The organism is Tangfeifania sp. (assembly GCF_055108615.1).
The window spans coordinates 1-12,958 of the sequence record NZ_JBSQIC010000002.1 but is presented as its reverse complement, the minus strand read 5'-3'; the positions used below and the strand labels follow the sequence as shown (position 1 = coordinate 12,958).

The following is a 12,958-nucleotide window of genomic DNA, read 5'->3' as shown; positions in this document are numbered from 1 at the left end:
ATTGAAAGTGATAAAATTTAAAAATTAGAGAATGAGAACTTTTTTGATATTAATTATAGCAGTGGTTTTTGCATCGTGCGTGAGAAATAAAAACGGACAAACAGTGCAAACTGCAACTCCCGAAGATGCGAATGTTTTTGAAGTGAGTGAAGTAATACAGGGAGGCACCTACACCTACATGAAAGTGAAAGAAAACATGGACGAAAAATGGGTTGCTACCGCCAAAAAAGAAGTTAATAGCGGCGACGTGCTTTATTACGATAATCAACTTCAAATGACAAACTTTCACAGCAAAGAACTCGATCGGACTTTCGATGAAATTTATTTTATCAACCAGGTAAGCGAAAATCCCATCCAAAGTAGCCCGATGGCCCAAATGCCCTCCGGTCACGAGCACGGACACAGCGGGAAGGTTGAAACAGAAAAGGAAAGTACGATTTCGATGGAAAAATCGGCAGAGGAAACTACCATTGCAGAGATTTATGACAATCCCGAAAATTTTTCAGGTAAAGAAATTGAAATCAGGGGAGTTGTGGTAAAAGTCAATAAAAACATAATGGGTAAAAACTGGGTGCATATCCAGGATGGAACCAGCAGCAATGGTAAGTTTGATTTGACAATTACCACACAGGATGCCCCCGAGGTAAATGATCAGGTTACATTCAAAGGCAAAATCACCCTGGAAAAAGATTTTGGTGCAGGGTATTACTACGATGTGATAATGGAAGAAGCCGGGAAAATAAATACAAGTGAAGCTGAGGATATCACGGTTTCGGGAACTCCCGCATAGGTCCGACATAGCGTTTGTACGAGTCAAATATTTCTTTATCTGGTCCAACAACACGCGGGTCTTTCGATTTTTTCAGTTCGGCAAGCAACGCCTGCTTCAGTTCTTGTTCAACCGCTGCAAATTCAGGTTTGCCTGCCAGGTTATTTAGGTTACACGGATCGTTTTTAATGTCGAACAACTCATATTCAGGACGTTTGGCATGTGCCCAGTCGAAATAAGGCTTGACAGTTTCATCCTGCCGGTTTTCAATGATATACGATTTGGTTGGTGCAGCATCGATGTCGGTAAAAGCCCAGGCGGAATGGTGTTCGCCGTTTTCATCAATTCCGTACATCGGCAGAAGTTCATTTTCAGTGCCCGGTTTTATGCGTCGCGGTGCCCCGGCAGGCCAACGGCCGGGTTTCATATTCCAGATAAATAAATAGTTTTGGCTGCGAATGGCACGCTGCGGGTAACCCCAATTCATGTAACGCGAAGAAGAGTGGCGCTCGCGGCCTGAAAAAGCATATTTCTTCGATTCATCCACCACACCTTCGTTTTTAGATTTCAGAATATCCAGCACACTTTTCCCGGAAACGGGCAACATTCCCCCGGGGCTTGTTCCGGTTATTTCCAAAATAGTTGGAGCCAAATCGGCAAAACCCACTAAATCATCCACTTTTCTTCCTCCCGGAAATTCTTTTGGAAAGCGCACCGCAAACGGAACATGTATGCCATATTCGTATGCATTGGCCTTTGCCCTCGGAAAAGCCATGCCGTTATCTGAGGTCACAATCACAATGGTATTTTCCAGTTCGCCTGTTTTTTCTAAGTATTCCAGCATTCGCTGCAAATGCAAGTCAAACCATTCAATTTCAACGGCATAATCCAGGATATCACCCCTGACAATTTCATGGTCGGGGAAAAACCAGGGGACTTCAACATCATCAAGGTTTTTATTGTTTCGTTTCCAGGAATCCTGCTCAAAAGCCCGGTGGGGTTCGCTTGCGCCATACCAAAAGAAAAACGGTTGGTCACCCCTGACATTCTCCATAAAATACTTGAAGTTGGCAAAATAATTCAGGTTACGAATACCTCCCGCTGTCCGTTCGTCCGTGGCAGAACCTTCATCGTACTGAATGTAACTGTGTTCGATTCCTGCGGCATCTGTTTTTCGCCAGAGCGAATCATTTTCATTTTCAGCATATTGAAACGGGGAAACGCCTTTTCCGGTTCTGCCGGTTACATAACCATTGGCATCGAGAAGGTCGATAAACGGAATATACTTTTTCAGCCATGAAGAGGCGTGCTGGCCCGACTGTTCATTTTGCCAGTGATAGCGGCCGGTAACAATGCTGCTGCGCGAGGGCGCACATCCGGGCGAACCGGCAATACAATTGGTGAAATAAACACCTTCGCTCGCCACACGGTCGAAAGCCGGAGTTTCAATAAAACCGCAGCCTGCAAAACTGGTGTGGCCGAAAGACTGGTCGTCGCTGATGGCAAACAGAATGTTAGGACGCTGAGGTTGTTCAGTTTTTTCACCGGAGCAACCCATAAACTGAAGTGAAATAAATGCAAGTGATGCAAAAAACAGTGGTTTCATAATAACTTAACCGTTTAAATCTAAAACTCCGGTAATCCCTCTTTCCAATCCATAAACAATCGCGCCAGCTCTTCCACTTTTCCCGGATTCTTTTTTGTCAGGTTCGTGGTTTCGGTTGGATCTTCTTCCAGGTTATACAATTCCCAGGGATTATCCAGACCTTCTTTTACAATTTTCCATGAGTTGTGATAAGCCGCTTGTCCGTCACTCCATTCCCAGAAAATGGGTTCATTTCTTTGCACATTTTCTTCACGGAATACCGGCAGCAGGCTTTGTCCCTGCATGGGTGTAATTTGCTGTCCGTTGAACTCCTGCGGGTATTCGGCACCGGTAAGGTCAACAAAAGTAGCCATGAAATCGATGAAATGCCCCGGAAATTCTGAAAACGAATTTGGCTCTATTTTCCCGGGCCAGTAAGCGATAAACGGTGTATTGGTTCCCCCTTCGTAGCTGTAATTTTTGTAATACCTGAAAGGCGTATTACTTACGTTGGCCCAATCCGGTCCGAGGGATGCCCATCGTGTCATTGTTCCAATTTCGCCGTAATCGTCGGGCAGCCTCACTACCTCGGCCGAGGCTCCGTTATCGGAGACAAAGAGTATAAGCGTGTTCTCATCTTTTCCGGTTTCATGCAGTTTTTTCAGTACCCTTCCTATGTTCTGGTCCATCCGGTCGATCATGGCAGCATAAACCTCCATTTTACGGATTTCATCTGCCCGGGCTGTATCGCTTAAATTATCCCATTCATCATAACTTGATTTTGAGAGGCGATAGTTTTCGTCAATCAAACCCATTTCGAGTTGTTTTTGATACCGTTTTTGCCGGATCGCTTCGTAACCTTCGTCATATTTACCTTCATATTTGGCGATATCTTCGGGCCAGGCCATCAAAGGATCGTGTGGTGCGGTGTAGGCGAGGTACAGGAAAAAAGGTTTTTCTTCGTTTTTGTATTCATCGAGCCAGTCGAGCGCATAATTGGTAAAATAGTCGGTGGTATAAAAATCTTCTGCTTCGGGGGTGTAGGGATGAAACATCACACTGTCGATGCACCACCAGCGTTTTGTCTTATTGCCGGGCATCCCTTTCCGCGCCGGGGCACCTTCGCCGGCGCGCTGATTGCCAGGATTGAAATAGTTGCAGGCACCATCTTTCAATCCGTAATACCGATCGAATCCGCGGGAAACAGGGTTTTCCAGCCCATGGTGCTTTCCTGACCAGAGGGTGCGATAGCCGGCAGTTTGCAACACCTCCCCCAAAGTTACCGCATTGGTTATGGGATTGCAGTGGTGTTGATGGTAATTGCTCTGCTGTGCATAAACGCCGGTTAATAAACATGCCCGCGACGGGAAGCACTTCGACGTGTTATGAAAACGGGTAAAACGCAAACCACCCTCACCCAGTTTATCGAGATTTGGCGTTTGCACCTCGCTGCCGTAACAGCCAATGTCCGACCAGCCCAAATCATCGGCACTAATAAGAATTATGTTTGGTTTTTCGGCAGTTTCAGGCTCTTTTTCACAAGAGGAGAACAGGAAAATTAAAAATAAAAGCAGGGCAAAGGTTGAAATTGGTTTCATTTAATTATGTTTTAGTTTCAAGTAAAAAAAGCTTTCCCAGGCAATTGTTTATGCTTTATAGTTTTATGGAATAACCTGGTTAATCAGGCATCAATTCCCTCATCTGCTCTTCCTGTTCTGTCGTCCAGTAGCCGCAGTTCAGGTTGATGAAAACCGAAGAGTATGGGAGCAAAAAACTGGTTTTCAGCACCAGCACCTGATAAAGTTCGGCAGCCTCATCAATTTGGGCAATCATCTCCTCGTGCAATATTTTCTCTACCTTCTTCCCCCGAAGGATTTCCTGTAGTTTACTTCTGAATTCATCCATTCCCGGAGCTTCTTCCTCGTTAACAAAATCAATTTCCTTATCGAGGTAAATTTCCGGGGTAACATGTTGGGCTTTTTTGGTGGCAGCAAGTACTTCGGTAATTACTTCAACGTGATCAGCTCCGGTAACAACAGTTTTTACTGCCGGATTACTTTGCAGCGGATAAGCTGCATCCACTACCAGTATCCAGTTTCGGTGTCCGAATAACTGAAGTTGTTCTTTTAACTCATTTTTCCAGCCGGAATCAACGGCCTGAGCAAGGACAGGATGACTTGAAACAGTAAAAATAATGAAGACTAAAAGCAGTTGCACATTTTTTGAATAGTTCATAGCTAAAACTTGAATTGGTAAACTGGTTTTGATAAATTATAAAAATAATATAATGCAGCTTTCAAAAAAAATAAATTAATCAAACAAAATGAAAAAAATTCTGGTTTTGGTTGCGCTGGCGGCATTGTTCAGCAACCTGAAACTTTCAGCCCAAACCGAAAATTTCAATACATGGATTGAACTCGAGTTTAAAAAAGAATTTCTTCAGGATCTCTCTTTCAGTTTATCACCTGAAATCCGTCTGGAGGATCAGTTTAAAGTTGAGGAATACCTTTTTCAGGCCACGGGTCAAGGTGGAATACGATATTAAAAACAATAAAATTGAACCGTTCATCAGTTACGAACTCTTCAGAAATACAACTGAAGCCGAGTGGAATAAATCAAGGTTCGACGTGGGTTTTACCCGCGACATTGGCGACCTGCACCGCATCGGGCTGTTTTACCGGCTACATAATTATTTCAGCGACAAAACTTCAGTTCATATTCTTGGACTTGAATACCGGTTGAAATTCTGACTTCAGCCTATCAGGTTTTCTTGATTTTTATTCAGTCTTTTATCTTCTTTCAATTCACACTGTTTTTCATGAGTGAATTCAGGATATCAGCCTGGAAAATATCGGAATAATCGATTGAAAGTTCACTGTTTCTTACAAAATCATAAAGTGTCATTTCCCTGATTTCATAGTAATATTCCCAGTATTCTTCAAGCCGCTCGAAATAATCTTCCCGCGCTGAGTTTTTTCTGTTTTGCGCCGAGTTCAGTTTAATAATGTCAACCTCGCCATCCATGTAGCGCCGCTGGGTTACGTCGTACATCATTTGGGCAAGCGTGTCGGCCTTGGCTGCCCTTATTACAAGATTTTTCTGCATATTAAATTCTTCTACCGTTATTCTCACATTTTCATTAAAATCAATTTCTTCCTGTTCCATTCTTGCAAGCACCACCTCCTGGTTACTTTGGGCAAGTTTGTAACGTTTCTTCGACAGTCCCCAGTCAATAATCGGAATATTCATGCTTACTTCCACCCGTTGCTGGTTCTCGAGATTTTGATAAACCGTTCGGATGCGGTTGTCATCCGTAGTTTTGTTGAGCCCCATACTTACGCTCAAATCAGCGCTGTAGCGCGATTTTTTTGCCTGTTCAACACTTCTCTCAGCATACAGCCTGTCAAGTTCCATGTCTAAAATATCCGGATTATTTTTACGGGCTATTTCAATAGCCAGTTGCTCGTCAATATCAATCGGATAAATCCGGTCTGGCGGAATAAGTTCCACATCGATATTTTTATCCATCCGCAGGAAGGAAAGCAAGCGGGTTTGTGACCTTCTTAGATTTGTTTCAGCACGTTCGAGGTCGCTGCTGGCATCCATTAAACTTAGCTCGAGCGAATAGATATCTTCAAGCGAAATATTTCCATTTTTCTGACGCTGCAAACCGTCACGGTATAACGTATCGGCGTTTGAAAAATCGTTTTGCGCAATTTTCAACTCGATTTGGGCAAAAAGCAAATCAAAAAAGTAGTTCACTGTATTGTTGGCTATTTCCTGCGACGACTGGAAAAATTCTTTTTTTGAACGTTCGAATTCTACAGGTTCTGTTTTTTTCTCCCATTTAAAGTCATTGAAATCAAAAAGAGCCTGTCTTAACCCGATTCGTATTGGAGTTGAAGAATATTCTGTTTTCCCACCGATATTTTGAATACGTCCCAGATCAGAGTCAATGTAAACTCGCCCGCCTGTAAATGGGATATTTTGGGTTAATGATAAATTTGCGTAGGAATTCAACGACTCATTCTGAATAAACTGGTACTCTTCCTCCTGCGAATTGTATTCCTCCCGAACAGCCCTTTCGTAATTAAAAGGAGATGCCTCCAAACGAAGTGTAGGCAGATAGTCAGCCTGGTAGGTGCGAAAATCCCAGTAGTCCGACAAATATTCATTCTTCTCGATAAATGCCCTCAACGAGCTGTCCTGAGCTATGGCAATGGCTTCTTCCAACGTAAGCTCAACTTTCCGTATATCCTGCTGGGCTGGTGCAATCTTTATAAAAATCAGAAACAAAGCGCTGATGATAAACAATTTAATATTTTTCATTTATTAAGTAGTTTTATGTTGAATATTGATGTGATTATGGCTTTTTTGAAGAACCTGCTAACTCTCCTTTACGGTTAAAAGTAAGGGTAATCCTTTCTCTCGATTTCCGCAGTTGAATTTCGTAAGAAGTAGAGGAATTGTCTTCTTTCAGCAAGGCATTTCGAATTTCGTAGCCATTGTATTTTGTTTTAATTGCATTTAAAATTCCGGCCGGAATTTCATTTTCCCTCAATTCCTGCGTCCGGCTAATCAGCTTGCCTTTTTCGGTGAAATAATAATCATGCTCCATGTCGTTTATATCGCCATCTATCCAATAAATTCCCCTGCCGTTGTCTTCGGTGTATTCAGTATGTTCAACATCGAGGTTACCGCTGGTAGTTTTTATGTGTGACCAAATTAAATCGGGAATTTCGCTTTTCTTTAATTCCTTCCTGTATTTCAGTAGTTTGCCCTTTTCGTTTATCCAAAAATCGTGGTCTTTGTTGTCAATTTCAAAATTAATTTCGAAGGTTGTTTTTCCGTTTTCGTAAATTTTATCGGCATCTTCCACATCGAAAAAGGATACTTTTTTTCTGATTGTTTGCAGCGCTGCATCGGGGATTTCACTTACATATAAATCCTGTACATGTTTTACAATTTCCCCCCTGTCATCCAGTCTGACTTCATGATCTTTGTCGTTCACCTCAAAATTCACCCTGTAGTTTCCTTTATCCAGCTTCCATTCCACGTCGTCGGCGGTGGGAAATTTTACCTGAAAAGAATTTAAAATAACGGCAGGTACATTTTTTTGATCAATTTTCTGAGCAAGAATATTAACTGAAAATAGCAGAAATATGAATAATCCTGTTAATCGTTTCATCTTAGTTTTTTTTTCAAAACAAAGAAATGAAACAAATCTGGAAACAATTGGGAACAAACCTGGAAAGAACCTGGAATCGAACGGTTTTTAAGCAATTACGAAGATATTAGCTTGAAATTATAAATTCATGCCGGTTTTGTTTATTGTATCGATACGAAATACTGCATCCCGAAACATTGGCTATAGCTTTTACAATGGCCAGGCCCAGCCCGGTCGATTCGGTTTTATTGTTGTTTTTGTTGAACCGTTTGAATAATTCTTCCGGATCAAGTGCAGGTTCGGCGCTCGTGTTTTCGATGGTAAAACCACCGGAATACAAATCAATAAAAACTTCGCCACCTTTGTAGTTGTGAAAAACCGTATTTTTCACCAGGTTTCTCACCAGAATTTCGGCCAGTTGGCGGTTCATTGTATAAATCCAGTTGCTATTCAGTGAGTAATTTATTTTAATTTTTCTGAATTCAATATAATCCGCAAAATCGGAAAGAACCTGTTTAAAGATTTCATCAAAATCAGCTTTTTCGTTATTTACAAACTGTTTGTTTTCAATTTTCGAAATCAGCAAAAGCGATTTATTGATTTCGGCCAGCCGTTGAAGCATTTGAATGATGTTACCGATTTTTGCAATGTGCCCTTCAGTGAGTTCGGCAGAACCTGCCAGTAGTTCAAGTTTGTTAATGGCGATGGCGAGCGGTGTTTGCAGCTCGTGCGAGGCGTTCTCTATAAATTGTTTTTGGCTCGAATAAGTTTCGATATTGGCATTTAACAGTTTGTAAATGGTATCGTTCAAATCTGAGAATTCGCTGATTTTTGTTTTTTCGGGTTGTTGTGGCGCACTTTCGCCAAGCCTGAAATTGCGCAGATAAGCCAGTAAATTGTAAAACGGTTTCCAGGTTTTTTTTAGCACAAAATTGTTTACTGCCAAAATGGCGATCAGCATAAACAGAAACAGCCATAAAACCAATCCGGCAATTTTTGCAATCAGCTCTCTGCGATCGACCTCCTGCGATACAATTTTTAATTCGTAAAATGAATCTTCTGCTGCAAAGGCAGTAGTAAGTACGCGCCGGGGTTCGGCTTCTTGTCTGATTTCGGAATAAACCAGTGTATCTTTATAGGTGTCTCTTATTTGAAGCGCCTCTTCGTCCGGTATCGAACGCAAAAAATAGTTTTGGTTGCCGGGCGTTTCCCTTGTTAAAAGCTGCGGATTATTTTCGAGGCTGGTAATGAGTGAAATTTTATAACTGGCAAGGCCCTCGTCAATGGTTGTTTTTACCTGGTTCAGTAACTGGTAGTAGAAAAATATTGACCAGGCGCTTATTGTTACAAACAAAATCACAGTCAGCCAAAAAAGTGTGTAATTCAATAATTTCATTTCGAGGTGAGTTTATATCCCATTCCGTAAACGGTATTAATTTCAACCCTTGCAGCATGGGTTCGCAGTTTTTTCCGAAGGTTTTTAATTTGCGAATAAATAAAATCGAAATCGTTGGCCTGGTCGATGTAATCGCCCCAGATGTTTTCGGCAATGGCTGCTTTGCGGGTAATCCGGTTTTTGTTCATCAGTAAAAAAATCAGAATATCGAGTTCTTTCCGGTTTAGCTCCAGCGGTTGGTTATTAACCAGGGCGAGGCGTTCGTCCAAATCAACTTTCAGATTTTCCATTTCAAGAAACTGACGGCCATCCATTTTTTTCCGGCGGATAACCGATTTAATGCGGGCGTTCAGTTCGGCCAGATGAAAAGGTTTGGTCAGGTAATCGTCGGCGCCCAGGCCAAGTCCTTTTACTTTATCGTCAATCGAGTCTTTTGCCGAGATAATAATTACGCTGTCGGCTTTGTTCAGTTTTTTTAGCTCATCGAGTAACTCCAGACCGTTGCCGCCGGGCAGCATAATATCCAGCAAAATGCAGTCGTAATCGTAGGAAACAATTTTGTCAAGACCGCTTACAAAGTCGCAGGCAGTTTCTATGGTATAGTTTTCTTCTTCCAAAAACTGTTTTATCAATGCCTGCATTTCGGGTTCATCTTCAATAATCAAAATTTTCATCTCAAATGAATATAATTAGCAAGTTACAAGTTTTTTCTAATCGCCTGGGACATAATCCGGATTTGGTTGCGGAAACTTTGCACCGGTTTCATCCAGTTTTTTATTTAGAACAGTTTTCAGTTCTTCCACTTTTTCAGGAAATTGTTCTGAAACATCCGTTTCTTCACCCAAATCATCAACCAGGATAAACACAAAGTTGGGCGGTTGTTTTTCCGTTTTGCAGGAAAACAGCAGGCTCAGAATGAGGAGGGCCGGAAGCAGGAAGTATCGACTCATAGTTTTCAGATTTAATCGGTATGTACAAATTTAAAACTAAAAGCTAATAAAATCGAACCCGTACCGGGTTCATTTCTATCCTACTCAGTTTGGGTTACTATAATCAAAGCCGTACCGGCTTTTTTATAATATTGAACCAAATCATTTAGAAGTGGGATATCTATAAAAAAAACGCTGTAAGCGTTTGATTTCAGTAATAATTCAATTGAATTATTCACAAAACAACCCGGTACGGGTTGGATATTAGTCAATGCTTTTATAATCTGAGGTAGAGGAAATAAAAAATGATTTTCAACTATCTTGAATTTAAATATTTATGATTTCCATTTTAGCTCGATAATGAATTTTGTAAATCTTCGTATTTCCTTGGCATATTCTTTTTTGCCACAAAGACTCAAAGGCACAAAATTTTCACGAAGGGAACATTAATTAAACAATTATGCCGATTTAACAGCAAAAAGCAAACAACCCGAACTCCGGTCTGTTTAATTTACAAAAGCAGTAACATGAGAGCCGATTCCGTTAAAGATTACTTTCTGGAAAAACTCGAAAAGCGCGATTTAAAAGAGATGGAAGGCGCAAGTTTGTCCTTTCACATTCCTGTGCAGGAAGATTTCCTGAATTTTGTTCTCCAAACACTGATTGCCGATCCCAACGCAATGAACGATTTTGAGGAAATTCATTTCAGCGAAATGAACGACGATGAGTTCAGGGTGAAAATCGACCATACCATGATTGACCGGGAAATCCGGTGCAAAATTCATGACATTGAATACAACAGCCATTCCGACAGAATTTTGAGAATCGAGTTTCTGGAAGGAATAAAATTTTACGAAAAAGCGCTGCTCAGTATTTTCGGAAAGGCAAAAAGAAGCTGGACTTCTTTTAAACATGCGCTGAAAAGCGGCGACGACGATGAAGATGGCTCAGGCGCTGTCTGGAAAATTTCGGGTTCGAAGGTAAAAATCAACCTTGATGCCCTGCTCCGGAAACAGAACCTTGCTTTTTTGATTCCCATGGCAGACTGGAAAGGAATTATCACCAAGAACAACACAATTATTTTCGATTTTGAATTAAAAACAATACAACATGAATCCAATTATCCGGCGAATAACTGAAAACAGGCTCAACGATTTTAAAGGACTTTCCATCGAAGGCGAAATCCCGGTTTCGGAAGAGATGCTGAACGAAGTGCTTCAACTGTTTTTGCGCCAAAAGAAAAAACCGAAGAAACCAGGCGAATCCTCATCCCCGTCCGGAGAAGATTCCTTCGACTTCAGCCAAATCTTCGACAGCCTCGACGAAAACGATGTAAAAATCGAACTGAAAGAAAAGCAGGCGGTGCTGAAAGTGACAGCGAGGAAGTACTGAGTTTTTTCCGACTGAAATAAAAGCACAGCCTTATTTTCTTTTAATACAAAAAACCAAACAGCCAGAGTGGTATCTGGTTGAAAACTCCATTTTCTATATCATCCAGAATCAGATAAGCATGAGCTATATCCTTGACTTGTTTTAACGATTTGTTTTTTCCCCCAATTTCAAACAAATACTTTTCATCCACTAAAAAATCTCCTTTGGATGGTAATTTCAAACTGTGACCAACGCTCAACTGCGATTCAAAAAAAATCTCCCGGATAGTACCGATTTTCCCCCCTGAAAAAGCCAAACTGTACATATAATTTGTATTGGCGAGGTATATTTTATCCGGCTTTCGCATTATTTTATTGCCTATCGCTTTTTGTGACAAACTGCTTATTACTTCCGCCTTTTCAAGATAGTCAAGATATTTGAGCAACGTGCGCTGGTCGGAAATAAACAGTTCTTTCCTCAGCTTCAAAAGATTAGGCACATAAGGAACGCTGGATGCGATAGCTCCAAGCAGCTTTTTTAATTTTAACGCTGTTTCGAAAGATATATCTGATACGGCTGGTATATCTGTTTCAATAATCACATTCAAAACAGTATTTAAACGGCTGTAATAAGAATCAGTATCTTCGCGGTAAAAGGGAAAATAACCTGTTTTTAAATAATTCTTAAAATGAGGAATTATTTTGAGTTCTTTTGTTATCGGAGTTGTTATTTCCTGATGATTGGCAAGCATTTCTTTCAGTCCGATAACGGGATATTTTCCTATACCATAAAATTCCAGGTATTCGCGGAAAGAAAGGCCATATAGCAAATAAGTACTTTTTCGGCGGCTAAGATCGCCTTGTCCCTTGTAAATTTTCAAAATTGATGAACCGGAATATATAATATTCATTCGGGGATACCTGTCGTAAATATTTTTAATTTCTGCCGACCAGTCGTACCCTTTTTGTTTAGAAGGATACTTATGTACCTCGTCCAAAAACAGGTATTTTACACCGTATTGTTCCAGTTGCCCGGCAATATCGACTATGGAATAATTATACATCATTTTGTCATCCAGTGAAATATAAACCGCCTGATTTGATTTCTCTGAATTAATTAAATATGCCTTTTGGAGCATCAATGTAGTTTTTCCGACCCCTCTCGATCCAAGAATTTCAATAAGCCGGGATTCCCAGTTAATCTGTCGATATAAATACCTAAAAAAACGCAAATTAACGTTCCCGATAATTTGATTGCTGTACCTGAATATCTCTTCCATTTTATTCATTATAGTATTACGATACAAATATATTGATTTATTTTTGTATTCCATTACAAATAAATAATGAAATATACGTATCGCAATACAAAAAATGACAAAACGAACAACCGGTCCCTGCAATGCCCTGTTCCGGCAACCATTTAAGCACTGAACACTTGCTTTAATTGAAGAGGGAGTACCAGTTGTGGCTCTTGGAAGTAGAGCTGATCTCTTTTCTAAACTATTTAGTAATTTAAAAGAAGTTAAGGCTAGAGGTGCTGAAACACTATTGATTACTGAGGAAAATCAAAAATTTGAAATTGAAAGTGTTGATCATTTAATTGAACTGCCAATTTTAAATAAGGATTTTGCTGGTTTATTGGCAATTATCCCTTTACAGCTTTTAGCATATTATACTGCCTTAAATTGTGGTGAAGATATTGATCAGCCAAGAAACTTAGCAAAGAGTGTAACAGTAGA

At 40.6% G+C, this 12,958-nt stretch carries 14 protein-coding genes and 1 pseudogene; 6 read left to right on the top strand and 9 right to left on the bottom strand.

Features of this window, described 5'->3' with window-relative positions; all coding sequences use genetic code 11:
* Positions 1–31: 31 nt before the first annotated feature.
* Complete coding sequence (locus ACTCNA_RS00625; RefSeq protein WP_462945955.1) at positions 32–790, top strand: hypothetical protein; 759 nt, start codon at positions 32–34, stop codon at positions 788–790.
* On the opposite strand, the gene ACTCNA_RS00620 is transcribed toward ACTCNA_RS00625, so the two are convergent.
* From ACTCNA_RS00620 to ACTCNA_RS00610, 3 genes are all read right to left on the bottom strand, one after another.
* Positions 765–2,375, bottom strand: a complete 1,611-nt coding sequence (locus tag ACTCNA_RS00620; RefSeq protein WP_462945954.1) for a sulfatase family protein — start codon at positions 2,373–2,375, stop codon at positions 765–767. The genes ACTCNA_RS00625 and ACTCNA_RS00620 overlap by 26 nt on opposite strands.
* 20 nt (positions 2,376–2,395) lie before the next feature.
* Positions 2,396–3,952, bottom strand: a complete 1,557-nt coding sequence (locus ACTCNA_RS00615) for an arylsulfatase (protein ID WP_462945953.1) — start codon at positions 3,950–3,952, stop codon at positions 2,396–2,398.
* A 79-nt stretch (positions 3,953–4,031) separates the two neighbouring features.
* Positions 4,032–4,589: an RbsD/FucU domain-containing protein gene (locus ACTCNA_RS00610; RefSeq protein ID WP_462945952.1), complete on the bottom strand. Its 558-nt coding sequence runs from the start codon at positions 4,587–4,589 to the stop codon at positions 4,032–4,034.
* 88 nt (positions 4,590–4,677) lie between these two features.
* Here ACTCNA_RS00610 and ACTCNA_RS00605 point away from each other — a divergent pair, with 88 nt between their 5' ends.
* Both ACTCNA_RS00605 and ACTCNA_RS00600 read left to right on the top strand, forming a co-directional pair.
* Positions 4,678–4,899 carry a hypothetical protein gene (locus ACTCNA_RS00605; RefSeq protein ID WP_462945951.1) on the top strand — a complete coding sequence of 74 codons (222 nt, stop codon included), beginning with the start codon at positions 4,678–4,680 and terminating at the stop codon, positions 4,897–4,899.
* A complete protein-coding gene (locus ACTCNA_RS00600) occupies positions 4,883–5,104 on the top strand; it encodes a hypothetical protein (protein ID WP_462945950.1) in 222 nt (73 codons plus the stop codon). Before ACTCNA_RS00605 ends, ACTCNA_RS00600 begins: the two co-directional genes overlap by 17 nt.
* Before the next feature lie 49 nt (positions 5,105–5,153).
* On the opposite strand, the gene ACTCNA_RS00595 is transcribed toward ACTCNA_RS00600, so the two are convergent.
* The 5 genes from ACTCNA_RS00595 to ACTCNA_RS00575 form a co-directional block, all read right to left on the bottom strand.
* Positions 5,154–6,683: a TolC family protein gene (locus tag ACTCNA_RS00595; RefSeq protein WP_462945949.1), complete on the bottom strand. Its 1,530-nt coding sequence runs from the start codon at positions 6,681–6,683 to the stop codon at positions 5,154–5,156.
* A gap of 34 nt (positions 6,684–6,717) precedes the next feature.
* The gene (locus ACTCNA_RS00590) at positions 6,718–7,542 is read right to left on the bottom strand and encodes a PepSY-like domain-containing protein (RefSeq protein ID WP_462945948.1); all 825 of its coding nucleotides are present in this window, start codon (positions 7,540–7,542) and stop codon (positions 6,718–6,720) included.
* A gap of 106 nt (positions 7,543–7,648) precedes the next feature.
* Positions 7,649–8,917: a sensor histidine kinase gene (locus ACTCNA_RS00585; protein WP_462945947.1), complete on the bottom strand. Its 1,269-nt coding sequence runs from the start codon at positions 8,915–8,917 to the stop codon at positions 7,649–7,651.
* Complete coding sequence (locus ACTCNA_RS00580) at positions 8,914–9,591, bottom strand: response regulator transcription factor (protein WP_462945946.1); 678 nt, start codon at positions 9,589–9,591, stop codon at positions 8,914–8,916. Before ACTCNA_RS00580 ends, ACTCNA_RS00585 begins: the two co-directional genes overlap by 4 nt.
* A gap of 36 nt (positions 9,592–9,627) precedes the next feature.
* The gene (locus ACTCNA_RS00575) at positions 9,628–9,867 is read right to left on the bottom strand and encodes a hypothetical protein (protein WP_462945945.1); all 240 of its coding nucleotides are present in this window, start codon (positions 9,865–9,867) and stop codon (positions 9,628–9,630) included.
* 506 nt (positions 9,868–10,373) lie between these two features.
* On the opposite strand from ACTCNA_RS00575, the gene ACTCNA_RS00570 reads away from it, so the two are divergent.
* Positions 10,374–10,985 carry a hypothetical protein gene (locus ACTCNA_RS00570; protein WP_462945944.1) on the top strand — a complete coding sequence of 204 codons (612 nt, stop codon included), beginning with the start codon at positions 10,374–10,376 and terminating at the stop codon, positions 10,983–10,985.
* On the top strand, positions 10,957–11,238 hold the full coding sequence (locus ACTCNA_RS00565) for a hypothetical protein (RefSeq protein WP_462945943.1): 282 nt from the start codon (positions 10,957–10,959) through the stop codon (positions 11,236–11,238). Before ACTCNA_RS00570 ends, ACTCNA_RS00565 begins: the two co-directional genes overlap by 29 nt.
* A 40-nt stretch (positions 11,239–11,278) precedes the next feature.
* Here ACTCNA_RS00565 and ACTCNA_RS00560 read toward each other — a convergent pair whose 3' ends face one another.
* Entirely contained in the window at positions 11,279–12,496 is a 1,218-nt protein-coding gene (locus ACTCNA_RS00560) for an ATP-binding protein (protein ID WP_462945942.1), read from the bottom strand.
* Between the two features lie 187 nt (positions 12,497–12,683).
* On the opposite strand from ACTCNA_RS00560, the pseudogene ACTCNA_RS00555 reads away from it, so the two are divergent.
* A pseudogene (locus ACTCNA_RS00555) lies at positions 12,684–12,958 on the top strand (glutamine--fructose-6-phosphate transaminase (isomerizing)); the annotation flags it as partial.